22 protein-coding genes are annotated in these 23569 nt (G+C 64.1%); 7 read left to right on the top strand and 15 right to left on the bottom strand.

The window, feature by feature from the left end:
* Positions 1 to 15: 15 nt before the first annotated feature.
* Both QCE58_RS26350 and QCE58_RS26345 read right to left on the bottom strand, forming a co-directional pair.
* Positions 16 to 1854, bottom strand: coding sequence for a glycoside hydrolase family 15 protein (locus tag QCE58_RS26350; protein ID WP_175979338.1), 1839 nt, complete (start codon positions 1852 to 1854; stop codon positions 16 to 18).
* 110 nt (positions 1855 to 1964) lie between these two features.
* Entirely contained in the window at positions 1965 to 2189 is a 225-nt protein-coding gene (locus QCE58_RS26345; protein ID WP_008353357.1) for a hypothetical protein, read from the bottom strand.
* Between the two features lie 135 nt (positions 2190 to 2324).
* Between QCE58_RS26345 and QCE58_RS26340 the strand changes: the two genes are divergently transcribed.
* Positions 2325 to 3923, top strand: coding sequence for a Na+/H+ antiporter (locus tag QCE58_RS26340; protein ID WP_175979337.1), 1599 nt, complete (start codon positions 2325 to 2327; stop codon positions 3921 to 3923).
* On the opposite strand, the gene QCE58_RS26335 is transcribed toward QCE58_RS26340, so the two are convergent.
* Together QCE58_RS26335 and QCE58_RS26330 are read right to left on the bottom strand one after the other, a co-directional pair.
* Complete coding sequence (locus QCE58_RS26335; RefSeq protein WP_250521671.1) at positions 3908 to 5314, bottom strand: hypothetical protein; 1407 nt, start codon at positions 5312 to 5314, stop codon at positions 3908 to 3910. The genes QCE58_RS26340 and QCE58_RS26335 overlap by 16 nt on opposite strands.
* 122 nt (positions 5315 to 5436) lie before the next feature.
* Positions 5437 to 6222: a TerC family protein gene (locus QCE58_RS26330; protein WP_008353360.1), complete on the bottom strand. Its 786-nt coding sequence runs from the start codon at positions 6220 to 6222 to the stop codon at positions 5437 to 5439.
* Between the two features lie 123 nt (positions 6223 to 6345).
* On the opposite strand from QCE58_RS26330, the gene QCE58_RS26325 reads away from it, so the two are divergent.
* The gene (locus tag QCE58_RS26325) at positions 6346 to 7227 is read left to right on the top strand and encodes a LysR family transcriptional regulator (RefSeq protein WP_008353361.1); all 882 of its coding nucleotides are present in this window, start codon (positions 6346 to 6348) and stop codon (positions 7225 to 7227) included.
* Between the two features lie 94 nt (positions 7228 to 7321).
* The gene (locus tag QCE58_RS26320) at positions 7322 to 7732 is read left to right on the top strand and encodes an HPF/RaiA family ribosome-associated protein (protein ID WP_008353363.1); all 411 of its coding nucleotides are present in this window, start codon (positions 7322 to 7324) and stop codon (positions 7730 to 7732) included.
* A 7-nt stretch (positions 7733 to 7739) separates the two neighbouring features.
* On the opposite strand, the gene QCE58_RS26315 is transcribed toward QCE58_RS26320, so the two are convergent.
* Entirely contained in the window at positions 7740 to 9125 is a 1386-nt protein-coding gene (locus tag QCE58_RS26315) for a hypothetical protein (RefSeq protein ID WP_250521670.1), read from the bottom strand.
* 252 nt (positions 9126 to 9377) lie between these two features.
* Between QCE58_RS26315 and QCE58_RS26310 the strand changes: the two genes are divergently transcribed.
* Complete coding sequence (locus QCE58_RS26310) at positions 9378 to 9659, top strand: hypothetical protein (RefSeq protein ID WP_250440603.1); 282 nt, start codon at positions 9378 to 9380, stop codon at positions 9657 to 9659.
* Between the two features lie 9 nt (positions 9660 to 9668).
* On the opposite strand, the gene QCE58_RS26305 is transcribed toward QCE58_RS26310, so the two are convergent.
* Complete coding sequence (locus tag QCE58_RS26305) at positions 9669 to 9908, bottom strand: hypothetical protein (RefSeq protein WP_008353367.1); 240 nt, start codon at positions 9906 to 9908, stop codon at positions 9669 to 9671.
* A 244-nt stretch (positions 9909 to 10152) separates the two neighbouring features.
* Between QCE58_RS26305 and QCE58_RS26300 the strand changes: the two genes are divergently transcribed.
* Positions 10153 to 11157 (top strand): hypothetical protein, encoded by a 1005-nt coding sequence (locus QCE58_RS26300; RefSeq protein WP_250435756.1) that lies wholly within the window; start codon positions 10153 to 10155, stop codon positions 11155 to 11157.
* 9 nt (positions 11158 to 11166) lie between these two features.
* On the opposite strand, the gene QCE58_RS26295 is transcribed toward QCE58_RS26300, so the two are convergent.
* From QCE58_RS26295 to QCE58_RS26260, 8 genes are all read right to left on the bottom strand, one after another.
* Positions 11167 to 13554: a DNA polymerase II gene (locus QCE58_RS26295; RefSeq protein WP_250521668.1), complete on the bottom strand. Its 2388-nt coding sequence runs from the start codon at positions 13552 to 13554 to the stop codon at positions 11167 to 11169.
* A gap of 164 nt (positions 13555 to 13718) precedes the next feature.
* On the bottom strand, positions 13719 to 14390 hold the full coding sequence (flhC, locus tag QCE58_RS26290; RefSeq protein WP_008353370.1) for a flagellar transcriptional regulator FlhC: 672 nt from the start codon (positions 14388 to 14390) through the stop codon (positions 13719 to 13721).
* 18 nt (positions 14391 to 14408) lie between these two features.
* Complete coding sequence (gene flhD / locus QCE58_RS26285) at positions 14409 to 14726, bottom strand: flagellar transcriptional regulator FlhD (RefSeq protein ID WP_008353371.1); 318 nt, start codon at positions 14724 to 14726, stop codon at positions 14409 to 14411.
* Between the two features lie 538 nt (positions 14727 to 15264).
* On the bottom strand, positions 15265 to 16347 hold the full coding sequence (locus QCE58_RS26280; protein ID WP_033536139.1) for a purine nucleoside permease: 1083 nt from the start codon (positions 16345 to 16347) through the stop codon (positions 15265 to 15267).
* Between the two features lie 98 nt (positions 16348 to 16445).
* Positions 16446 to 19001 carry a mechanosensitive ion channel domain-containing protein gene (locus tag QCE58_RS26275; protein WP_250521667.1) on the bottom strand — a complete coding sequence of 852 codons (2556 nt, stop codon included), beginning with the start codon at positions 18999 to 19001 and terminating at the stop codon, positions 16446 to 16448.
* A 145-nt stretch (positions 19002 to 19146) separates the two neighbouring features.
* The gene (locus QCE58_RS26270) at positions 19147 to 20073 is read right to left on the bottom strand and encodes a cation diffusion facilitator family transporter (RefSeq protein ID WP_175979332.1); all 927 of its coding nucleotides are present in this window, start codon (positions 20071 to 20073) and stop codon (positions 19147 to 19149) included.
* Between the two features lie 15 nt (positions 20074 to 20088).
* Positions 20089 to 21144, bottom strand: a complete 1056-nt coding sequence (gene selD, locus QCE58_RS26265; RefSeq protein WP_250521666.1) for a selenide, water dikinase SelD — start codon at positions 21142 to 21144, stop codon at positions 20089 to 20091.
* A gap of 32 nt (positions 21145 to 21176) precedes the next feature.
* Positions 21177 to 21740 (bottom strand): putative glycolipid-binding domain-containing protein, encoded by a 564-nt coding sequence (locus QCE58_RS26260; protein WP_175979330.1) that lies wholly within the window; start codon positions 21738 to 21740, stop codon positions 21177 to 21179.
* Between the two features lie 236 nt (positions 21741 to 21976).
* Between QCE58_RS26260 and QCE58_RS26255 the strand changes: the two genes are divergently transcribed.
* A complete protein-coding gene (locus QCE58_RS26255; protein WP_008353380.1) occupies positions 21977 to 22399 on the top strand; it encodes a BspC domain-containing protein in 423 nt (140 codons plus the stop codon).
* A gap of 6 nt (positions 22400 to 22405) precedes the next feature.
* Here QCE58_RS26255 and QCE58_RS26250 read toward each other — a convergent pair whose 3' ends face one another.
* Positions 22406 to 22930 carry an Rrf2 family transcriptional regulator gene (locus QCE58_RS26250; RefSeq protein WP_008353382.1) on the bottom strand — a complete coding sequence of 175 codons (525 nt, stop codon included), beginning with the start codon at positions 22928 to 22930 and terminating at the stop codon, positions 22406 to 22408.
* A 399-nt stretch (positions 22931 to 23329) separates the two neighbouring features.
* On the opposite strand from QCE58_RS26250, the gene QCE58_RS26245 reads away from it, so the two are divergent.
* Complete coding sequence (locus tag QCE58_RS26245; RefSeq protein WP_008353384.1) at positions 23330 to 23554, top strand: hypothetical protein; 225 nt, start codon at positions 23330 to 23332, stop codon at positions 23552 to 23554.
* Positions 23555 to 23569: the final 15 nt, after the last annotated feature.

Here is a 23569-nt window from a genome sequence, read left to right as displayed (position 1 = left end):
CTTCTCTTCATGCGATCACGTCCAGGGAACGTGCACGCGATCGAGATTCCTGTCGAGCTGATACGCCGCGCTGATGAGCGCGAGATGCGTCAGCGCCTGCGGAAAATTGCCGAGCGCCTCGCCGCTCGTCGCCACTTCCTCCGAGAAGAGCCCGAGATGATTCGCGTAGGCGAGCATCTTCTCGAACACGAGCCGGCCTTCGTCGACACGTCCGGCGCGCGCGAGCGCCTCCGCATACCAGAACGAGCACGCGGAGAAGCCGCCCTCGGTGCCGGGCAAGCCATCGAGCGTCGAGCCGCGCGTATAGCGGAAGATCAGCGGATCGACGCGCAACTCGCGGCCGATTGCATCGAGCGTGCCGATCCAGCGCGGATCTTTCGGGCCGATGAAGCGCACGAGCGGCATCATCAATGCAGAGGCGTCGAGCGTGTCGGAGCCGGGCGTCTGCACGAAACTCTCGATGTCGTCGTTCCAGAACTGTTCGTGAATGTCGCGATGGATTTCATCGCGCGTTTCGAACCAGCGCGCAAGCGGCGCGGGCAACGAGCGCTTTTCTGCAAGCCGCAGCGCGCGATCCACCGTCACCCAGCACATCAGACGCGAATGCAGCAATGCGCGCGTGCCGTTGCGAAACTCCCAGATGCCGTTGTCCGGCTCGCGCCAGTGTTCGACGACGTAATCGACTGTGCGCGTCACGTGACGCCAGCCATCGTAGGAGATGGCCGCGCCGTACTTGTTGTAGAGATAGACGGAATCGAGCAGCGCGCCGTAGACATCGAGCTGAACCTGCTCGCGCGCTCCGTTGCCGATCACGATCCGTCCCGGCACTTCGCCGACGAGACTCTTCAGCTCGCTTTCTTCGGGCGCGTCGGCGCCATCGACGGAATACATCACACGCAACTGGCCGTGCGCGCTGCAATCGCGGCTGCGCTCGGCGATCCACTTCATGAAGCGTTCCGCCTCGCCGGTGTAGCCGAGGCGCAGCAGCGCGTAGACGGAGAACGCGGCGTCGCGTATCCACGTGAAGCGATAATCCCAGCGGCGCGAACCGTCTTGCGCCTCGGGCAAGCCGAAGGTCGGCGCGGCGACGATCGCGCCGAATTCTTCCGAACTCAGCATCTTCAAGGTCAACGCCGAGCGCAGCACGACTTCGCGATAGCGCCCGCGATACGTCGAACGCGACGACCATTCCTTCCAGTAATCGATGGTCTCGGTGAGGATCGAGTCGTGATTCGCGTCGATGTCGGCGAGCCCTTCGGCCTCGCCGAGCACGAAGCAGGCGCAAGCGCCTTCTTCCAGATTCAGCGTCGCGCATGCGCTCTGGCCGTCGATCGTAAGCGGCACATTCGAGCGCAGCCGCAACGACGGCGCACCGTCGTCGCGCATGAATTCGACGCCCTTCTCCACCGCATGGGCCGTGTGCTTCGCGCGCGCGTAATCGAAGCGCGGATCGCAGCGCACGTCGAGCGTCATGCGTCCGAAGACGAGTCGCACGATGCGCAGCACGCAGTTCGGCAACGCATCGGCGCGCGTCGCGTTCGATGCGACCGGCATCAGATCGAGCAGCTCGCACACGCCGTCGCCGGTCATGAAACGCGTGAGGAGCACGTTCGTTTCGGGCAGATACATCTGCTTGACGTTCGCGTTGGGCGCGCGCGGCGTGATGGCGAAAGCGCCGCCGCGATCGCCATCGAGCAGCGCGGCGAAGACCGTGGGCGAGTCGATGCGCGGGAAACACATGAAGTCGATCGCGCCGCAAAGCGACACGAGCGCCGCCGTCTTCATGTTGCCGATCATGCCGCGCCCGTCGACGGGCAGCGCGGCCGGTGGAATCTGCTCAGGATGGTGTCCCATCGCGAAGTGCTCCCGACGAGCGTGGAATGACATCGTCGGAAATCGAGCAAGTCATATTCCTGTCGAACGCGGCCGCTACGATGCGTGCGACAAACGCTAGACAGTGCGAATCAGCGCGCGGCGGTCCGGTCGCCCGGTGCGGTCTCCGGATGCTTCGGCGCGTCGCCGAAAGCGGCCGCGCTCGCGGCGCCGTCTTGCGCGGCGAGCACGGAAGGCGTCGGCACGGGGGCATCCGCATGACGCGAACGGCCGAAGCTCGCGATATAGACCACAGCCGCCACGGCGACGCCCACCAGAACGGCCGCCACAGCCACGCCCGACGACTTTCGTCTCATTACTCCTCCCTTTCGGATACGATGACCCCGGCTCGCGGCCCGGTCCCGCGTCGATGGTAGCAGCGCGAGGCGTGTCATCTGCGTGGGCCGCCGCGCACTGCCGCAAAAAAATCCCAAACAATCCGAGGACATTCCATGCACGCCGCTACGGCATTCAATCTGGTGCTCGTCTCGTTGATCGCCATCATCGCGCTCGAAGTGCTCGCCAAGCGCGTGCGCCTGCCGCCCGCGGCCGCACTGCTCGTCGGCGGCGTCGCGATGGCGTTCGTGCCGGGCCTGCCGCAATTCGAGCTCGACCCGGAGCTCGTGCTCGTCGTGTTCCTGCCACCGCTCCTGATGTACGGCGCGTACTTCTTCGTGTGGGACGACTTCAAGCGGAACCTGAGCGGCATTCTGCTGCTCGCGATCGGCGCGGTCGCGTTCACGACGCTCGTCGTCGGCGTCGCGGTACATCTCGTCGTGCCGCAACTTCCCTGGGCCGCGTGCTTCGCGCTCGGCGCGGTCGTCTCGCCGCCCGACGCGGTCGCCGCCAAGGCCGTGCTGGAGCGCGTCGCGCTGCCGCGTCGGCTGATGGTGCTGCTCGAAGGCGAAAGCCTGCTCAACGACGCCGCCGGCCTCGTGCTCTTCCGCTTCGCGCTCGTGGCCGCGATGAGCGGCGTGTTCAGCGCGCCACGCGCCGTCGCGAGCTTCGCGGGGCTGGCGATCGGCGGCATCGTCGTCGGGATCGTCGCGGGCTTCATCGCGGTGAAGCTCATGCGCGCGCTCGAGGACGATTACCTCGTCATCACCACGTCGATGCTGACGTCGTGGGTCAGCTATATCGCGGGCGAGGAGCTCGGCGTATCGAGCGTCATCGCGACGGTCACGTGCGGCATGGTCGTCGGCTGGCACCAGCACGAAGTGTTCACGGCGGCGCAGCGCATGCGCGGCACGGCGTTCTGGCAGGTTGTCGTGTTCGTGCTGGAAGCGCTCGTGTTCGTGCTGATCGGACTGTCGCTGCGCGGCATCGCGGTGCGGCTCGGCGGCGTCGGCGATGCATTCTCTCTCCTCGGACCCGCGACGGCGGCGGTGATCGCGGTCGTGATCCTCTCGCGCTTTGTCTGGGTGTTCGGCGTCGAGGCGATGAAGTGGCTCGCGTGGACCGTCACCGGACGCAAGCGCGCGGACGCCGCAGGCGTTCCCGACTGGCGCGCGGCCACGGTCGTCAGTTGGGCCGGCATGCGCGGCGTGGTGACGCTTGCCGTCGCACTTTCGTTGCCCGAGACGATGCCCGGCCGCGATCTGATTGTGTTTGCCGGCTTCGCGGTGATTCTCGTCACCGTGCTCCTGCAGGGCGCGACAATCGGCCCGCTCATCGCGCTGTTGTCGCTCACGCGCGGTCACGAGCGCTCGTCACGCCATCTCAGCGAGCCGCAGGCGTGGGCGCGCATGGAGACCGCGCAACTGGCGGCGATCCAGCCACTGGTGCACGACGCCGATGGCAATGTGATCCATCCGCGACTGCTCGAGCAATACACGTATCGCGCGGGACTCACGAAGCGCTTCGAGGACATGGAGGAGTTCCCGACGGATGCCCGCCACGCGCACTACGACGTCGTGCTCGCCGCGATTGCCGCCGGGCGCACGGAGTTGCTGCGGATGCATCGCGCGGGGGAAATCCACGACGAGCTTCTGCATTCGCTGGAGCACGACCTGGATCTTCAGGAGATCATCGCGCTTCATGCGCGCGGTTGAGCAGGATCCCGCGCCCATGTTTCGTCGCGCTGCATCCACGCATAGGCCGTGACGGTCGCGCGCGCGTTGTTCCTCAGGCGGATGAGCCACTCGCCCGCGGTCGCGCGGCGCACGCCGCTGCGCGTGGCGGTCGGCGCGAGCGCGACGAGGATCATGTGCCCTTCGCCGCGCGCGCCGCGCCCGAGATGCACGACGGTGCACACGGGATCGCCGCCGCGCGTAAACGTGCCGACGTTGCCGAGCCCGATCCATGCACTCGCGACGTCGTCGGGCGGCACGATCTGCACGTCGACGCTAGGCGTTCCATCACGGGTCGACAGCCAGATTTCCGCGAGACTCGGCGATTCGGAATGCGCGCGCACGCGCCAGCGCCACTCCGATTCCGCGCGCTCCGCGAGCGTCGATGCACCGCGACAGCGCGACAAGTCGACATTGCCGGACGGAAGCACGACCGAGCATGCGCCGCTGTCCATCAGTTCGTCGAGCGCGCATTCGATGAGCGAGCTGCCGTCCTGCTGCCACGCGACATTGCCGATATTCAGACTGACGAGCGCATGACACGCCGCACTGCCGATGTCCTGCGCGCGCTGCACGACATAGCGGACGGCGTCGAGTACTTCCGCATCGGGGCAAGGGCCGAACGCGTCGCGCATCGTGCGATAGCGTCGTTTGAGTTGCACGCCGATCATCGGCAAGGGCGCGTCGCAATCGGCTGTCGATTGCGTGCGCGACGGATCGTACATGCATGCGCCCGCCGCTTCCGCATGAAGGCGCGCGTCGCCCAGAAGCGCGTCCATCTGATGTTTGAGCAGCTCGCTTCCGTAACCGAGCCCGGCTGCGGAGTCGGCGGGATCGTTCTGATTCCAGAAGCATTGAAAGCGCGTGCGCGTTCCGTTTGCATCCTCGGAGAATCGCGGATGCGTGAACGCGATATCTTCATCGCACACGCCGACGATCGCATTGCCCAGCCCTTCGCGCATCGGTGCATGATCGGCAGGCACGCGTTCCGTACGCGCATCGACGTGCGTTGGAATCGCCAGCGCCTCCGTGAAGCGCTCGAACTTGCCCGCGAGATCGGTGTTCAGATGCGCGAAGAATTCGCGCGTCACGTGAGCCGTGCAGAAGCGCGTCGCTTCGAGCCCCGCGGGCGGATCGCGATAGAGCGCCGACATCCAGATCCAGCGTTGCCAGCCGTTACGCTCGATCGTCTGCGCGAACTGCTGCGCGGTCTCGCCGCCCTGCTTCATCTCGATGGCGATGGGAATTCGGCCGCGCGGCATGCCGCCGAGATCGCGATAGCGCGTCGCGTGCGCCCACACGATGTATGGATCGATCCGCGCGATGGGCTCGAACGCTTCGCTCACCTTGCCGATCTCCCAATGCGGGCTCATCTTCGCTCCTGTCGCCTGCATTCCGCCGACGATTGGTCGCCATGGCCGCGACGCGCGCGAATTTGTCGGTTGATTATTTCGGGACCCGAAAGAACTTAGACGTTCGCTAACGAATAACGTAGTCACTCGGACGACGAGAAGCAAGCGGAATTACGCGCGGGAACGCTCGCCTCGCGCTTGCCCTTCGCGCGCCTTGCAAGCAGGTTCAAACCTTCGACGAATCCCGCGAAGCCCATCGCCGCGTAGATGTAGCCCTTCGGCACGTGCGTGCCGAAACCCTCGGCGATCAGCGTCATCGCGATCACGAGCAGGAACGAGAGCGCGAGCGTCACGACCGTCGGATTGCGTTCGATGAAACGCGAGAGCGGTTGCGCGGCGAACAGCATTGTCGCGACGGCGAAGATGACGGCGATAAACATGATCGGCAGATGCTCGGTCATGCCGACCGCCGTAATGATGCTGTCGACGGAAAACACGAGATCGAGCAGCAGGATCTGGCCGATCGCAGCCCACGCCGTCATTCCGCCGACGCTCGACGCGACGCCGGGCACGACATCGTGCTCGCGTCCGACGTGATGACGCATCTCCGTGGTCGCCTTCCAGACGAGGAACAGGCCGCCCGCGAGCAGGATGATGTCGCGCCACGAGAACGCATGATCGAACATGGAGAACACCGGCGTGGTCAGTTGCGCGATCCACGCGACCGTGCCGAGCAGCGCGAGCCGCATGACGAGCGCGAGCATGATGCCGATGCGCTGCGTGCGCGCGCGTTGCGCCACGGGCAGCTTGTTGCTGAGAATCGAAATGAAGACGAGATTGTCGATGCCGAGCACGACTTCCATCACGATCAGCGTGACGAGCGCGGCCCAGACGGCGGGATCGGCGGCGAGCGAAAGGAGATATTCCATGAGTAACAGGGTTTTTGATTGAACGTATCGCGCCATGATCGGCTGAACTCGTACTCGAAAAAATCAGCGATAATCGAAGCCCTACTTCGGTTTTTTCGATGTATCGAAAAGGACGCACGGCACATGCTCAACTATCGTCATCTGCATTATTTCTGGGTTGTCGTGAAGGAAGGCGGGTTCGCGCGCGCAGCGGAACGGCTCGACATGGCGGTTCAAACCATCAGCGCGCAAGTGCGTGAGCTGGAAAAATCGCTCGGGCATCAACTGCTCAAGCCGGAAGGCCGCGGCGTCACGATGACCGAAGCGGGACAGGTGGCCTTCGCGCGTGCGGAGGAAATCTTTCATATTGGGCAGTCGATTCAGGACGAAGTGCGCGAGGCGGCGAGCGGCGCGCTCGCGCGTCTCGCGGTCGGCCTGTCGGATGGCATTTCGAAGCTTGCTGCGCACGCGCTGCTCGCGCCAGTGCTCGGCAATCCGTCGCTGCGTCTTCTGTGTCACGAAGGCGAGACCGACGAACTGCTCGGCGAACTGGCGCTGCATCGGCTCGATCTCGTGCTCGCGAGCCACCCCGCGCCGCACAATCACAATCTGCGTCTCACGAGCGAGCGGCTGATCGCCTCGCCGGTCGACTGGTACGGGCCGGCTTCGATCGTGCGCAAGAGCGCGATCGATCGTTTCCCTGAAAGTCTCGCGTCGCTGCCCATTCTTTTGCCGACCGGCCATTCGTCGCTGCGGGCAAGGCTCGATCGATGGCTGGAGGCGCAAGGCATCGCGCCGCGCATCGTCGGCGAATTCGAGGACAGTGCGCTGATGGCCGTGTTCGGCGCGCGCGGCCTCGGGGTGTTTCCGCTCGCGGAATTCGGCGCGGGCGATGCGCCGCTGTTGCGCGGACTGCGCTGGCTCGGCCGCTCGCCGGACGTGAAAGAGGAAGTGCACGCGATCGTGTCGCGGCGCGGACGGCATCATCCGTTGACTCAGCAGGTGCTTGCGCGAGCCACGAGCTAACTTCGGTTTTTTCGAAGCTCACGTTCCGTTCAATCTGCTTTTTCGGATCGCGACCGGCCTTTACGCTGAACCCATGTTCAACGAGGAGGCGTCAGTGAAAGTCCTGTTCAAGTCCCGCGACCCCGAAGCCATTGCGATGCACGAGCTTGCGAAAGCGCGCAGCGAATTCGTCTTTCGCCGTCTCGCGTGGCTGATCTCGAAGGCGACCGTCAGCTTGTCGGACATCAACGGGCCGCGCGGCGGCGTCGACAAGCGCTGTCAGGTGGAAGTGCAGTTGAATCGGGAAAACAAGGTCGTCGCGACGTCGATTGCGCGCGACTGGCGCGGAGCCATCGATCTGGCGCTGGGGCGCGCCGTGCGCTCGCTGGTGCGCCGGCGTCAGCACGTCAAGCCGACGCGCCGCGTGCGTGCGCGCAGCCTCGCCTGGCATTTCGCGGAGGAGCCGGCGCTGCAGGAAGCAGTCGATCCCCGCGTGCGCCTGATGAGAAAGATGGCCGGCGCGTAAGCCGCGATCACGCGGGTTTGCGGATCAGGAGCGGCGTGCGCGGCGCCGCATGTTCGATGGCTTCGAAGCCGCCTTCCGGCACCGAATCCATCGACATGAACAGCGCCCGCATCTCGGTGCTCAGGCCGTGAAAGTGACAGAGGAACGTGTTCCGGTCCGCGTAATACCAGGGCGTGTTCAGTTCGCGAAAGCTCACGAGTTCGGGCGAATCCATCTCGGGACACAGACCGTGCGCGATCAGTTGCTCCATGAACACATACTGGTCGCCCTGACTCGAAAACGTGTACTGGATGTCCTCGATCTCGCGCACCTTCGCCAGCACGGCGTCGAGCACGTTCGTATTCGCTTCGGTGTTGCGAAAGCCCATTACGCCCGAATTGAAACGCCAGCCGCAGATGTCCGCGGTCAGCACGCGTTCGCGCCCTTCGGTGAACTTCTCCAGTTTCACGCTCCGGTTCATCGCGATGATGTCCGCGTCCATCCAGAAAACCCATTCGTGCTGCGGCAGGTACTTGCTGAGTAGAAAAGGCTTGGCCCAGTTGCCGCACGCATCGCGGCCGAAATCGGCCGGCACTTCGCGATGCACGTAAAGCGTATAACCGTGCTGCTCGCAGTACGCACGCAGACTCGCTTCGCCGAAGCGCGCATAGCTCGCGATGTTGGGCGTATAGAGCATCACGACCGCGATCGGACGTCCCGGCTGATACACCGAAAGCGGCTCGTTCGAATCGCTCGACATCGGCGCTGCATCGTCGAAAAAGCGAAGATCGCCTGACGCGTGACACGCGCTCACATGCCGCGCGAACACCGCGCGCCACAGCGGCCCGTACTTGCTGTAAAGGCGCGGCGTGTAGACGAGCGACACCGCGACGACTTCGCGGCCACGAATATCCGGATGCTGGCTCGCCCACATCGACGCGATCGGCACCACGCCGTTCAGGTCGTCCCAGTCGGGCACGGTCGGCAGGGCTTCGAGCAGTTCCTCTTCCGTGACGAACTTGCCGTATTCGAAGTATTTGCGGCATTGCGCGGCGAAGCCACGAATCATGCGCCGGTTCTCTTCATTGTTTCGCAGCACGAACATCTCGGTGTTGATGCCGAAATGCCCTTTCGTGACCAGGACGTCGCGGTCCGCCATGATCGGCTCGAAGTCGTGAAAGCGGAGGAACAACGCGTTTTCCGTGGCGAAAATGACGAGTTCGCCCTCTTCGGCCTCCCGCAGTACGTCGTTCAGCAACTGGTATTTGTAGAGCGTGCGCAATTCGAGCGAATCGACGCAGCCGGATATCGGCTCGAAACGATGCTTCGCGTTCGCGCGCCGGCAATATTCGATGTGATTGTCGAGCGATGATGTCGCGTTGCGATCGGAGAAACAGCTAACCAGAGTCACCATGGCGGTTCAACAGTCGGAAGACGGAAAGCGAGCAGATACGGACGACCCGCCCGGATGGAACATCCGAGCTTATCCGGCCCGTCTCGTGGATTTGTAAATTATTGCGTCAAATCAGCGGATTGCCCCTAGGAATAGGCCGATTCTCAGCATTTCTTGAGACGGGTCGACGGCGCGGTCAGCGATGCTATTGCGCGTGTTCTTGTTATTGCGCGTGTTCTTGTCAATCCGCAGTAGCTGCTCGCGGCGGCGTTCGTGTGCGCGACGTCGAGTCTCGCGTCGTTCGGACATCTCGCGGGGAAACCGGCGCTCGCGTGGCTGTCGCTGAGTGCGCTCTTTGTGACGGGCACCGGCACGGGCGGCGCGATGCTCGGCGCGCCCTGGTTGCCGCCGCGCATTTTCGAAGCGGTAGCCGGGCCGGTCGCGATCGCTGCGGTCAGCGTGTGCGCGCTCGCGGTGTATCGCGCGCGGCATCCGGCGACGCCGGACGGCGCCGCGGCGGCGACTTCGGGCGAGCCGCGCACGAGCGGCGCCTGAGCGACGGCATCAGCCCGACACCGCGACGCGCGGCGCGCGCATCGCGGATGCGCCGTCGAGTTCCGCCTTGCCGCATTCGAACGCGAAGTTCGCGGCGGCCTGCGCCGTCGCAAACGCGCGCATCGGCCCGATCGCGCGCCGCACGCCGCCCGGCCGCTCGATCAGAAGCGTCGCGACGAATTCTCCAGCCCGATGCTGGACGATGACCGAAAGCTCACAGCCTCGATATTCGATTGGGGTGGAGTCCATCGCTGACCTCGTTTGCCTGAATGCACTGGGAGAACTCAATCTACGCAAGGTCCGCGAAACGCGTAACCCCGCGTGTGAGTGGCTGCGAACGCATGCCGAGCGATTGTTCCGCGCAAACGTTTCCCCTTGCCGTCGGTGGAAATAGGAATTAGTCAGAATTTTGCGGGAGTTTTCCTAAGTCTGTATCCTGCATCGAAACAGACCGCACCAAAGTTGCCGGAACCTTCCGAATCCGACCTCGCCGATGACAAGAACCCAGAACGAACGACATTGCAGAACGGCCCTTCGCGCGATCGCTTTCGCGCTACTCGGCATTGCGAGCAGCGCGGCTCACTCGCAGGAATTTTCGTTTCTGGCTGGCGCACTCCAGAGCAGCAGCCAGAACACGTATTCGTGGGAAGCGAATTATCGTGAAGGGCTCGGGCCTTACGCCGCCTGGAGCTTTTCCTGGCTCAATGAGGGCCATATTCCCGATCATCACCGTGACGGGCAGGCGCTGCAGTTATGGGGACGCCTGCCGCTCTGGAACGAGCGGCTGGAATTGTCGGCGGGCGCCGGGCCGTATCGCTATTTCGATACGAGCGAGGCGCAGTCGGGCGGCGAATACTCGAACACGCACGGCTGGGGCGCGATGTTCACGCTGCGCGCGGCGTATTACTTCGACAACCGCTGGATCGCGGAGATGAAGCTCAATCGCGTGCAGGCATTCGGCGGTCCCGACACGACCGCGCTGCTCTTCGGCATCGGCTATCAGCTCGACGCGCCCGAAGGACGCGGACCGCGCGCGCGCCCCGTGTCGCGCATGACCAACGTCACCAACAACGAAGTCACGGTGATGCTCGGCACGACGATCCTCAACAGTCCCGACTCGGAAACGAATCTGGCGGAGAGCATCGAATATCGGCGCGGATTGTGGCGTTACTTCGACTTCACCGCGTCGTATCTGCACGAAGGCGGCCACGTCCAGTCGCGCCGCGACGGCGTTGCCGCGCAACTCTGGGCGACGCGCGCGTTCTTGAATGACAAGCTGACGCTCGGCGTCGGCGCGGGGCCGTATCTGTCGATCACGCAGAACGACGATCTGGCGCAGAACCGCACCGGCGACGGACGCTTCTCCGGTCTCGTATCGGTGTCGGCGAGTTACCGCTTCTCGGATCGATGGCTCGCGCGCGTGACGTGGAATCGCATGGTCACGCGTTACGACCGCGATGCGGACATCATCGAAGCGGGTTTCGGCGTGCGTTTCTAGACTCGGAACTCAGAACAGCTCTTTCTGACCGGACATCAGCGCGGTGAAATCGTCGCGCAGGAAAGGCAGAATGCCGTCCGCGACCGGCTGAAGCTGCTTGCTGACGTAGTGCTCGTAGTCGATCGGCGCGTGGCGCGCTTCCACCGGTTCGGGACCGGCCGCCGTCATCACATAGCTGATCCAGCCGCCGTTCTGATATTGCAGCGGGCGTCCGGCACGCGCGTTGTACTCATCGGCGATGCGCGCGGCGCGCACATGCGGCGGCACATTACGCTGATAGTCGCCGAGCGTGCGGCGCAGGCGCTTGCGATAGACGAGCAGTTCGTCCAGCTCGCCGCGCCGCGTGCGTCCGACGTAATCGCGCACGTAGTCCGCGTATGCCTCACCTTTGAAGACGCGCAGGTAAAGCTCCTGCTGGAAGCGTTGCGCGAGCGGCGTCCAGTCGGTGCGCACCGTTTCGAGCCCTTTGTAGATGATTTCCTCGGTGCCGTCGGCGCGCGTCGTGAGGCCGGCGTAGCGCTTCTTGCTGCCCTCTTCCGTGCCGCGGATCGTCGGCATCAGAAAACGCGTGAAATGCGTTTCGAACTGCAATTCCAGCGCGCTGTCGAGCCCGAAGGTCTCGCGCAAATGCTCGCGCCAGTATTCGTTGACATGCGCGACGAGCGCGCGGCCGATGTGCCCCGCGTCTTCCTCGCTGCGCGCGCGCCTCAGCCAGACGAAAGTGGAATCCGTATCGCCGTAGATGACGCCGTAGCCGCGCGCTTCGATCAGCTCGCGCGTGCGATGCATGATTTCGTGACCGCGCATGGTGATCGACGACGCGAGACGCGGATCGAAAAAGCGGCAGCCGCTCGATCCGAGCACGCCGTAGAACGAATTCATGATGATCTTCAGCGCCTGCGACAGCGGCTTGTTGCGCTGACGCTTCGCCGCTTCGCGCGCTTCCCACACTTGCGCGACGATCGCGGGCAGACAGTGCGTGTCGCGTGAAAATCGCGCGCCGCGAAAGCCGGGAACCGTGGCGGTCTCGTCGGAAGCCGCCATGCCTTGCGCGAGCCCGGCCGGATCGATCAGAAACGTGCGGATGATCGACGGATACAGGCTCTTGTAATCGAGCACGAGCACGGAATCGTAGAGACCGGGACGCGAATCCATGACGAAGCCGCCGGGACTGGCTTCCTCGGGCACGTCGCCGAGATTCGGCGCGACATAGCCGAGCCGATGCATCCGCGGCATATACAGATGCGTGAACGCCGCGACCGATCCGCCGCTGCGATCCGCCTGCAAACCGGTGACGGTCGCGCGCTCCAGCAAAAACGGCAGCAGTTCGGTCTTGTCGAAAACTTTCGTGACGAGCTCGCAGTCGTTCAGGTTGTAACGCGCGAGCGCGGGCTTGTCTTCCTGAAAGCGCCGCTCGATCTCGTCCATGCGCGCGTACGGACTGTCGATGGCCTTGCCCTCGCCTAACAGCGATTGCGCGACGTACTCCAGGCTGAACGACGGAAAATTCCACGTCGCCGAACGCAGCGCCTCGATGCCGTCGATGACGAGCCTGCCCGCGATCGACACGAACCAGTGATTGCGCTTCATGCCGTGCTCGCGCCATTCGACCGTGCCGCCGTCGCGGCCGAGCGTAAGCGGCACGCCGTAGTCGTCGGCGTGCCGCTGGAGGATGCGCAAGTCGAACTGCACGACATTCCAGCCGATGATCGCGTCCGGATCGTGATGCGCGATCCACGCGTTGAAGCGGCGCAACATGTCGGCGCGGGTGTCGCAATAGTCGAGCGCGAAATCCGCTGGCTCGGCGGCGCCGGTCGGCGGTCCGAGCATGTACACCTGACGCGCGCCGCAGCCTTCGAGCGCGATCGAATAGAGATCGCCCTTCACGCTCGTTTCGATATCGAGCGACACGACGCTCAGCGACGGCCGGTAATCCGGCGCGGGCTTCAGTTCGCTGCAAATGTAACCGTCGCGCGGCGCGCCTTCGAACGACACCGGCGCCGTGATAAAGCGCTCCATCAGATAGCGCTCGTGCGGACGGATATCGGCCTCGAAGACATTGACGCCGGCGCTTCTCAGGTTCTTTTCGAGCGCGAGTAACTGACGATACTGCGGGCAGTAAAGCCCGAGCACCGGCTTTTGACGGAAGTCCTTGAGCGGCAGCTCGCGCAGATACGTGTCGCGCACGCCGGCGACGACAGGCTCCGCCTTCGCGCGATCTTCGGCGCGAATGAACGCGACGCTCGTCTGCGTCGCGATGCGGATCTTTCTCGGGCCGTCGTCGGTCGCGAGCCAGAAATCGACTTCCGTCCCTGCCGCGGTGTCGCGCCAGTGACGAGTCAGCAGAAAACCCTGTTGTGCGGTAGCCAAGCCGTTATCTTCGAGAGCGCGTGCCATCGAAGCATTTTACTGGGCGGCAAAACAAAAAAGCCCGGCACGCCAATCGGCGCCGGGCTATGGATTCGGGAAAACGGACGAGAAGTAAAACGCGGTAGCGGCGAGCCGGACATCCACCATCCTCGCGGACAGTCCCCGGAAGGAAAGCCGGCGGCCGCTACCGCCTAAGCAGCCTGTGCGACCAGGCTAGCTCGTTGCGGCTGTAACGCCGCTACTGCCGCTACGTTAGCGAGTACCGTGTGCTCCGCATGCTCCGGCACTTCGTTCTTCGACATCACTACCTCCAGCGCGGCTTCTTTGCTGGCCTGTTTCGCGGCCGCCGCTTTCTTGGTCTTCCCCGCGCGTGACGGCGGCTGGCAGGCCCCGCACACCACGTTGTTCTGCAAATCATGTTTGTGTGCGACAAACTTCCCGGTGCAGCGGCAGCAAGCCGTCATCTGCAGCATGCCCGCGTCGAAGAAGCGCACAAGAGTCCAGGCCCGCGTAAGATCGAGTACCGCCTCGGCGCCGCTATGGTTGCAGTGCTCGAGATACAGCCGATACCCCTTGGTCAACGCATCGAGATGCGAACAGCCGGCTTCGTTCTTCAGGAACGTATAGGTGTTATAGAAAAGCGATGCGTGGATATTGGCGAGCCACGTCATGTACCAGTCGGCCGAGAACGGCAGCATGCCCTTCGGCGGCGACACGCCCTTCACTTCGCGATACAGGCGGATCATGCGATCGCGCGAGAGCGTGAGTTCGCTCTCCAGCACTTGCATGCGCGCGCCGAGCTCGATCAGCGCGATGGCGCGGAACACTTCCTGGGCGTCTTCAGTGAGGCTCTTCTTCAGCATGGCTCGCTCCGTCATCACTTAAGCGAACTGTTCGGCCGGCTGGCCAGCCAGCAGGATTGCCGCGTGCGTCGGCGCGATGTCCGCGTTCTTCGCGGGCTGCACCAAGGCCGACAGCATCGTGTGATCGTTGAAGCGGAATGCGCAAAGCAGGTTATCCGACGACGCGAGCTTGACGACCTGTGCGAGCGTGAGCCCCGACAGCAGATCGGCGAGTTCCGCCGACAGACCGAGCCGGAACATGCCGATGGCGCGGTCTTCGCGCAGCAGACGCTGCGCGAGCATGATGTACGACAAATTGATTTCCCGGATCGATTCCAGCGTTTCGCGACCGTTCATGGTTGCAACTTCCAGTAAATCCCCGATTTCCCGCCGGCTTTTTGCCGATGTCTTTTTTGTGCCTCACCGGACTCGTTCTGCCCGGCTACGTACCGCGTAATCTTTGTTTCAGTGCGTTACATCTTGTAACAACCACTGTGAGACGGATTCTAAGAACTGTCTGAACCTAAAGCAAGAGTGTCTCAATAATATTTTGTTGCAAACAACACTTTAGGTCGGTAATTTTTTCGGTCTGGAGAATTTGACCGATTCTTTGATCCGGTGCGTATTTGTCTAACGTTTGCGAGGTCCGCCCGGCGCGGCTTCGTTTTTTTCTTAATAATCGCCTTCCGCGCCATATAACGGGCATTTACGGGATTCCGTTGACGCCAAGACCCAGCTTTTATTCGCCATTCATCGGACGTGAAAGAGCAAAAAAATGCCGCGAAATCGGCGATTACCGATCCGCGGCAGGTTAGGTAATAGTTACTTGGTCGCAGTAACAGAGTTGTTACTGCCAGAAACATGGCCTTGTTACCGGCTTTGTAACGCCGTGGCGTTACTTTTGCGGGATGCCTTTGCGCCAGGCGCCCCAATGTGTAACAACCTCCTGTATGAATGGATTGCCCGTTCGATACAGGTTTTCGATGGCCGGCGCAAAGCCGCCCTGATCGGCGTAATTGAGCAGATTGTCCGAAGCGGCTTGCCCTTCGTACGGCCGGTCGAAGTCCGATCCGGCGCGCAGCACCGCCACGCGCGACAGATCCACCCGTTTCACGCTCGCCGCGCGCTTGAGCGCCTCGTACGTCGCGTTGTCTTCCTGCTGCGTCGTGCAATAGACACCGCGCCCGTCGGTCAGGAGGCGCGTCCACTCCCTCGCCCGCTCGCCGATATATTTGCCGGACCACCACGTATCGCCGGCGAGCGTGTCGCACTGGATCACGCGCGGCGGCTGGTTGGCCGGCGCGTAGTTGAATTTCGCGCGCGCGACTTTCGCCTGATCGCTGTCCGAGAGCGTGACGTTGCGCGAGATCGCGAAGGCCGCATCCGCAAGCGATGCATTGAGCGCGAACGCCTCCGTCCGATAGTCGAGCGGCGGTTTCTCGTACGGACTTTTCGTGTTGATGCCGAGGAAACCCGAAGGCCAGTCGGCGGGCTTCTCGCGCGCGTCGAGTTCCCATTGAATGCCGAAATCGACGAGATACTTCGCCCAGGCTGCCGAGCCGACCGTGCCCTGCTTCGGATCGATACCGGCGATGCCCGCGACGAGAAAATACGTGTGCCGCAGATTGAAGCGGTCGGAGAATGCCAGCGCCATCATCGACGCGGCCGCGTTCGTGTGACCCATGCCCGTCGTGATGACGCAGACATCGTCGCGATTGCAATTGACCTCGGGATAATCCGGCGACAGGCCCGGCACCTTGATCGCCTGCCACGGACCGAGCTTGTCGAGCCAGACCTGGCCCTCGGGGCCGAACATCGTGACGATCATCACTTTGACGTGGCGGCCGCCTTCGGGGCCGCTGTCATCGGATGGCTGGGCGAACGCGCAACCTGTCAGGGTCGCGAGGCCGGCGGCGAACAGTGACGCACAGGCGGTTTTTCTGAGCTTTATCGATCGTGACGCGCGGAGTTTTCTCATGGCGAGCGGATCCTCGTAAGGGTTCGACCTTCGAAAGAAGACCGCGCCCGGCCAGGGCGCGGTCAACCCGCACGATTATAGGAGCGCTAACCGAAAACTCAGGTGCCGCTTTGCGATGACCGCGGCGGCGGCGCGTTCGACGCGACGTTCGCCGAACCCGCCGCCTCGCCCGTCGGATGCTGCGCGGCCTTCGACGGCTCGCCGCGCTGATCCGCGCCCGCCTCGTCCGCGTCCTGAACGCCTTCCGGGCCGCCTTCCTGATTGCCGCCGTTCACGATCACGAAGTTGCGCTGCGGATTCGCGATCTCGATGCCGCGCGCCGTGAACTCGTTGAGAATGCGCCGGTTGAACTCGCGCTGCACCGGCCAGCGCGCGCTGTCGCGGCACTGGATCTGGCCGGCGAGCGTGACGGTCGAGCCGTCGACGGCATCGACGCCCCAGAAACTGAAGTCGGAGAGAATGCCGTCGCGGAACGCTTCGTCGTCACGCAAGGCGGCGCCGATTTCCTTCAGCGTCGAAATGGCGAGATCGACGTCCTGACCGAGTGCGATCGAGACGCGCACCGCTGCATTGCCGATGCCGCGATTCGTGTTGTTCACCGTCGAGACCGAACTGAACGGCACGGTGTAGAGCGAGCCGTCGCCGCCGCGCAAGCGCACCGTGCGAATCGACAGATATTCGACCGTGCCCGACACGCCCGCGAGCGTCACCCAGTCGCCGACCTGCATCGCGTTTTCCATCAGCAGGAAGATGCCTGTGATGAGATCCTGCACGAGCTTCTGCGAGCCGAAGCCGAGCGCCACGCCGAAGATGCTCGCACTCGCGAGCAAAGGCGCGGTGTTCACGCCGAGTTCCGAAAGGCCCGTCAGCACGACGACCATCGCGATCACGATGAAAAGGCCGGTACGCATCATCGGCAGCAGCGTGCGCAGGCGCGCGGCGCGCAGACGCTCGCCGCTCGCGGTCCATTGTTCGAGCCGCCGTTCGACGACGATGTTCGCCGCTTCCCACACGAGCACGGCGAACACGGCCGCGATCACGATGGTGACGAGCGCCGACACGAGCCGGTTGCCGACGCCGCCCGACGTGAAGAAATGCACGATATCGACGTGCCACACCTGCAGCAGCGCGACCACGGTGATGACGGAAATCAGCGCCTGCACGATGCGCCGCAGCGCCGGGTAATAGCGATACGCGCGACGCCGCGCGATCGACTCGCCGGCGAGATCCTCTTCGTCGTTCTGATGGAAAACGCGGCCGAGCGCGCCGAACGCGACGATCGCGAGCACGCGCGCGCCGACCAGCACGAGCAAGGACACGCCGCCGAGATGAAACAGCGTGCGGTAGCCGTTCTGCACGTCGAGCGCCCACACGAACCACAGCGCGATCACGAAGAAGATCGCGACGCCCGCCCAGATATCGGCGAACCACGCGCCGACCAATCTCACCGAGCGGTTCGAACGCGCGCGCTGCCGGATGCGCTCCGCCACCGAATTGCGGCTCTGGAAGATCACGAATGCGATCATCAGATGCACGATCAGCAGCGTGACCTTCAGCACCGCGATGCGCGCATCGCCCGACAGGCCGATCGGTTCGCCGGCATTGGCGAGCGCGATGCCCGCGCCCGCGGTGCACACGATGCGCCGCACCCAGCGATGCGTGTACGCGGCGGCGGCATCGCGCATCTGGATGAGGCGCAGTCCGGGCGCACGCGGCGCGACGAAAAAGCCGCTCACGATCACGACGGCGCGGCACGCCAGATAGACGTCGATGAGCGAGCCCGCGACGCGCGCCTCGGCCGTGTTGTCGTCGATGAAGATCGACATCAGCAACGTCACCACGCCGATGAACACGATCAGCGGAACCAGCGACAGCAAGCCGTACAGGAGCGCGCTCGGCAGGCGCTGCAACAGCGTCCAGTGACGCGCGGCGTGACGCTGGCCGCGCGCGGTGTCCGCCTTGCGCTCGGCGAGATGCATCGCGGTGGCGTCGCCGGTTTGCGCGGCGGCGTCTTCCGCGCGCTCGGCGGCGTGCTGTTCGCGCACGAGGTCGGGATCCTGCTCCTCAGCATCGGCGACGCCGCGTGCCGCGATCCGGGCGCGCGGGCGCTTCAGCAGGCGCAAGCACAAGAATTCGAGCAGCAACGCGGGAATCAGCGAGGCCAGCACGGTCCACATGACATGGCCGATGAGCGCGCGCCCCGCGTCGCTCGACGTACGGTCGCGCCACCACGAAATCACGGAGCCGAAATCGAGCAGCGCGACGGTCGAATGCCGCAGCCCCGCGCCGATCTCGACGAGCCAGTGCCCCGCCTGCCGCGACAATTGCGACGCGAGCCCATTCGCGGTCAACGAATGCGCGAGCACGCCCGATGCGCCCGATGCCGGCGCCGCGGACGATGCCGCCTGCGGCGCGCTCGCGGGCGCGGCCAGCGCGCCTGCCGCGGCGATCGCGCGCAACGTATCCGCGACTTGCGAACGGCGCGCGGGATCGTTGAGCACGGCAAGCGCATCGCGCGCCTGCTGCGGCGTCAGCGCGACCGCCGGCTGCGACGCGTGCTGCGGGGAAGCGGCTGCGGCGAAGGAGGACTGGGAAAAGATCGGGAGAACGCTCGCCACGGCGACGAGCAGCACTGCAAGGAGCAATTTGCGCATGGGTCGGATGAAGATCACAGAATTTCAGGGACTCGATGCGGACGACGCGCACGCCATATGCTAGCGCGATGACGTCCGCGCGGCAGGAGCGGTCCCGGACGACCCTGAAAGCCGTAGCACGCCGCGCTCCTGGCCTGCCCTCGCCTCAGGCGGCCGTCGGCTCGCCGCGATCGCGTGCTACGTCGGGTTCGAAGAACACCCAGCGCACTTGCGGAAAGGCGCGCTGCAGATCGTCTTCGATGATGTTGATCGCATCGATCATCGCGCGGCCGCTGGCGTAATCGATCATTTCGGCCTGCACCGCCACCACGACGTGCTTGCCCCATTGCAGCGTAATGAGGCTGATGATGCGCGTGATTTCCGGGCGCGTGCGCAAGTGCGCGTCGATCGCCTTGCGTACTTCCGGGCTCGCCGATTCGCCGACGATCATCGACTTCACTTCACGCGCAACGAGAAACGCGATGATCATCAGCAGCACGCCGACGCCGATCGAGCCGGCGGCGTCGTAGGCCGGGTTGCCGGTGAGCATCGTCATGAGCACGGCGGCGAACGCGATCGCAAGGCCGAGCAGCGCCGCGACGTCCTCGCCGGCGACGACGAGCAATTCCGATTCGCGCGTTTCGCGAAACCATCGCCATAAGGTTTTGTTCGGCGCGCCCTTGCGGATTTCGCGGATCGCGCCCGCGAGCGAAAAGGCTTCGAGCACGACGGAGATGCCGAGAATCACGAGCGCGACGATCGGGTTCGACAACGGCTCGTGATGCATCAACCGATGCGCGCCCTCGTACACAGAGAACGCTCCGCCGACGAAGAACAGCAGCAGCGCGACGATGAGCGCGTAGAAATAGATTTCGCGCCCGGAGCCGAGCGGATGCAGCGCGTTCGCGGGCGCCTGCGCGCGCTTCAGGCCAAAGAGCAGCAACAGTTGGTTGCCGCAATCGGCCGTGGAATGGATGGCTTCGGCGAACATCGCGCCCGAGCCGGTGAAGGCAGCCGCCCCGAACTTGCAGACGGCGATGCCGAAATTCGCGGCGAGCGCGTAGAAAATGGCTTTCGGGGATTCTTCCTTCATGCGTTTCGAGTTTGTTTAGCTGACGTCGACGTGGCCCCGGCCGTCCACCATTTCGCCGATGATCGTCGCGTCGTGAAAGCCGTCCGCGCGGAAGATCGCGAGCACGTCGTTCACGGCATGCGGGGCGCACGACACGAGCAGGCCGCCCGAGGTCTGCGGATCGGTCAGCAAGGCGCGGGCCTCCTCACCTTCCTTGCCTTCGACGTTCAACGAGATGTGGTCGCCATACGCGCTCCAGTTGCGTCCCGACGCGCCCGTGTAGATGCCCGCGCGCACGAATTCGCGCACCTGCGGCAGCCACGGCAGATCGGCGTAACGGATGCGCGCCGTCAGTTGCGCGCCGCGCGCGAGTTCGAGCGTGTGACCGAGCAGGCCGAAACCGGTGACATCGGTGAGCGCGTGCACGGCGTCGAGTTGCGCCAGTTCCGCGCCGGGACGATTGAGCTTGGTGGTCGCGTCGATCATCGCCCTGTAGCCCGCCGCGTCGAGCTTGTCCTTCTTCAGCGCCGCCGACAGCACGCCGACGCCGAGCGGCTTGCCGAGCACGAGCACGTCGCCCGGGCGCGCGGCCGCGTTGCGCTTCACGCGCGACGGATGCACGATGCCGAGCGCCGCAAGCCCGTAGATCGGCTCGACGGAATCGATCGAATGGCCGCCCGCCACCGGAATGCCCGCTTCCGCGCACACCGCTTCGCCGCCCTTCAGCACTTGCGCGATGACTTCATGCGGCAGCACGTTGATCGGCATGCCGACGAGCGCGAGCGCGAGAATCGGCTTGCCGCCCATCGCGTAGACGTCGGAGAGCGCGTTGGTCGCGGCGATGCGGCCGAAGTCGAATGGATCGTCGACGATCGGCATGAAGAAGTCCGTCGTCGCGACGATCGCCTGCTCGTCGTTGAGCTTGTAGACGGCGGCATCGTCGGCGGTGTCGTTGCCGACCAGAAGATTCGGGAACGCGGGCAGCGGCGTCGCGCGCTTGAGCAGGTCGGCGAGCACGCCGGGCGCGATCTTGCAGCCGCAGCCGCCGCCGTGGGACAGGCTCGTGAGCCGGGGGGAAGTCGTGTCGGTCATAGTGGAAATCGGTTGAGGCGAATGTCTGCGTATTATCGCCGGATGCGCGTGAAGAGGCCGGGATAGTCGATCACGAGGCCGTCTTCGTCGACGGTGATATCCGCCGTGAAGCCCGTGTCGAGCCCTTCGTAACGATAGCGACAATCCGGCTCGATGCACGTATAAGCCTGCTCCACCGCGCTCACGCCGAGCTCGGGCACGCGCACATAGGCGACGCGAATCACGCGCCGTTCGCCGCGTTCGAGTTTCAGGCGGCGGATGGGCAGCGTGTTGGTGAAAGGCGTCGCGGTGATGTCCACGTCGATACAGCCGCGCAGCGCCTCGAGCGGCTCGCCGTTCGCATCGGTCCATGCGTGCGCGTCGCCGTTGTCGCCGTCCCTGCGATGCAGATCGAGCGATGCGCCGCCCGCGAGCTTCAGCGCGAGCCGCGTCACTTGCCAGCGCGCATCGCATTCGATGCGATACACGAGACCGAAGGCACGCGCTTCGTCTTCGCCCACGACCGCGCTTTCGATCACGATACCATCGCGCGTCTCATCGAGAACGAGATGCTCGAGCCCTGAGCCGTCTTGTTGCGACCATCGCACCGCTTTCATTGGGCACCTCGTTCGCGTGTTTATCGGCATCAAAGGATACATCGCTGCGGGCGAGGCTTTCGATCGGCATTCGACCTGCGCGAATCGCTCGACGTCACAAAACGTCACACGGTATACTTCGCGCCATTCCTGCGCAGGCGCGCGCACCGCACGTTCAGCGCCATTCACGCGATCCGTGCTCCGGCGATCCGCGCTCTGCCCGAACATCTCCGAACGCCCTTTTCATCGCCCATCGCATGAAGAACATTCTTGCGCCCGCCCTGGCCGCGCTCGCTTTGTCGGCGTCGATGTTTCAGCTCGTCCAGGCGCAGGAAACGCCGGACGTGCCCGAGGATTATTCGTATCTGACGAGGCTTCACGTGCCGGATGCCGTCGCGCAATGTGTCGCCGCATTCGATCGCTGGGTGGAGAACGCGCCGAAGTACGACACGCTCATCGTGCCCGACCGCCGCGTGCTCTCCGCGAAGATCGACGACGATACTACGATCTTCAGTGTCGGCAACCCGATTCCGGTCGATCAGGTCATCGTGATGCGCGCGTTCGCGAAGGCGCGCGGCAAGGAGCAATGGACGCGCGTAGATAGCCGCTGCGGCGTGCGCGCCGGACATGTGGTCGGCGTATCGCTCACGCCGAACATGAAGCCGAAGATCGTCCGCTAAAGTCTTTCAGCGCTTGGCCGCGCGGCGCTGGTCCGTGCGCCCGCCGAGCCATTTGACGACCTGCGGCCCGAACGTGCGCGGCGCTTTCGCATGCATGCGCCCGGAGAGATCCGCCAGCCGATCCGCCGCGAGCGCTTCACGCATGCGCTTTTCGGCGTTCTTCATCACCGCGTGAACCGCGCATACGCCGCTCGTCGCCCAAGGCGGCGCGTCGTCGCCGAACACGGCGCAGCGCGCGCGAATCTCCCTGCATTCGAAGAGAGGCTTGTCGCCGTCGATTGCGTCGACGACATCGAGCACGCTGATTTCCTTCGACGGACGCGCGAGCGCGAAACCTCCGCGCGCCCCTTCCGTCGCGACGACGAGTCCCGCCTTGTGCAGCTTCGTGAAGAGCTTCGCGACGTATTCCGCAGGCACGCCCTGCAATTCCGCCAGATCGCGCACGCTCGCCTCGCGCACGCCGTGTGGCGGCTCCGCGAGATACAGCATGCAGTGCAGCGCGTACTCGACGCCCGTGCTGATGTGAGACATGTTCACTCCGACATTTCGAATCGGAGTTCAGAATAGCGCGTCCTGCATCCGCCGTACAACGGCGCACGACGGAGCTTGTAGACGCCCGTCGCGAATATTTCAGATTACACGTTTGCTTACAAACGAACACGGCTTGTCATTTTGCGAACCGCTAAATTGGTCTCCATGGATTCACACGGAGAAACCCATGAAGAAACTAGCGATCCTTGCAGCGTTGAGCGTGTTGTTGGGTAGCGCGCTATCGGGCTGCATCGTCGTGCCGGACGGCGGCGGTTATCACCATCATCACGATTACTACCGTTGATAAGCCGGTCCTGAACCACACGCCAAAGTTTGGCCGAACTGCGACCAATCGACTCGCGGTTTCACCGCCAGGCAAACGACCAAGGAGCACACATCATGAACAAGACGAAGAAAAGCCTGTTGATCGCTTCCCTTGCCGCCGCGCTGGGCATGGGTCTCGCAAACGCGGCGTCGGCGGACGTTCACCACGGTCCCACGCATCGCGTGACGGTCGGCTGGCATGGCGAGCGCTACTGGGACGGTCATCGTTACTGGCAGCGTCAGGAATGGGAACGCCATCATCACCATGTCGCGCCGCCTCCGCCGCATCGCTATCGATAAGCACGATCGCGCATG

Origin of the sequence: Caballeronia sp. LZ028 (assembly GCF_031451415.1) — a bacterium.
Taxonomy (GTDB): Bacteria; Pseudomonadota; Gammaproteobacteria; order Burkholderiales; family Burkholderiaceae; genus Caballeronia; species Caballeronia zhejiangensis.
This window is presented reverse-complemented; position numbering and strand designations above follow the sequence as displayed.